The sequence below is a fragment of the Beijerinckia mobilis genome, from assembly GCF_000745425.1.
In the GTDB taxonomy this organism is placed as follows: Bacteria; Pseudomonadota; Alphaproteobacteria; order Rhizobiales; family Beijerinckiaceae; genus Beijerinckia; species Beijerinckia mobilis.
Genome location: NZ_JQJH01000056.1, coordinates 1 through 1,162, shown reverse-complemented (window position 1 = coordinate 1,162; position 1,162 = coordinate 1). Strand labels below are relative to the sequence as shown.

Annotated in this window: 1 protein-coding gene; it reads left to right on the top strand. The window is 44.4% G+C overall.

Translation table 11 applies throughout. The features are described 5' to 3' along the window. Nucleotides 1-267 (top strand): hypothetical protein (locus DL88_RS21185; RefSeq protein WP_210165338.1); only part of this gene is annotated, 267 nt, incomplete at its 5' end. Between the last annotated feature and the right edge of the window lie 895 nt (nucleotides 268-1,162).

The window sequence follows — 1,162 nt, the reverse complement described above, 5'->3', positions numbered from 1 at the left end:
GACGATTTTCATTCTCAATTGCTCGAACTGCTAGAAGACGAAAGCTCGACAGAGGAAAGTTCTTGTGGAAAAGAAGCGATTTCACGCCGACATAGATCGTCTACCGCGAAGAAGATGATCAAAAATGGTAAACGACCTGACAGAGACGATGAATCTGTGAACAGAGACGAGAAAGGCACTGTATCTAAGCCTTGGAGAAAAATGGAAGCCATTGACAGCTCATCATCCCGGCTACACAGACGTGTAAGTCATGCCAATGAACAGTAAGCTCAAATATCCAGCTTTATTCTCTACCCTTAAGTGATCTTTACTAACGAATCATGTTAGCACCGACGATCGATTGAAGTAAGTGCACCAGATAAGCTTGTTTGAAGCCCAGAGGAAGGCTGACGGAGATATGCAGAGAACTGGAAAACAAGGCAATGAAGCGCCTACTGAAGAGGAAACTTGCATCTGAGATTGGCAACCTCAGAAAAGAGTTGGATGATGTGAAAAAGGTAGTTGCCTCTCTTCAGACATCTTTAGTTGAGCATCGCAAAAGAAAACGAGTCTCTTTTGAGGACAGTACCCGTTAAAGAGCTCAGGCATGTTTGATACGGTTATTGTCATTGCTGTCGATAGTTTGTTTGTGCTAGTTATCAAGTGGAAGTATACTTGCTATCATCTCAGATAATATGTGTGTTGAACCTGAGGCTTGATGTGACGGTCTAGCGCTTGTAGTGTGGTTTTCCGAAAGAGATCATTTTGTTCTGCATCTAATAATTCACTTCAGCTGAGAAAAAGCTGCAATCTTTGGAGTTCTCGTCAAACATGCCGTCTCACCGAAGCCTGTCACCTGTCAATTGAAGACGTCCTACGAACCCGTACATTACATCTGTCATCGTCTGAATAGGGTATCGGAACTAGCATCAAAAGACAAAGGGTAGATTAAACTACAAAGGATGCCTTAGACGCAAAAATAGCGCCAATCGGGAGAGTTGCAGTACCTTTGGCGACTGCTTTCCCTCCACTCTCCTCTACCTCGAGGATGAATATTCCTCCTTCATAGCTCACCCGGTCCATGTGAGCCTCAACCAATGTTAGACCCAACGTCGCCCCGTCTGAATTACGCCAACTAACACACAAGAACCGAATTCTCTTGCCGAGCCATTCCCCAAATCTA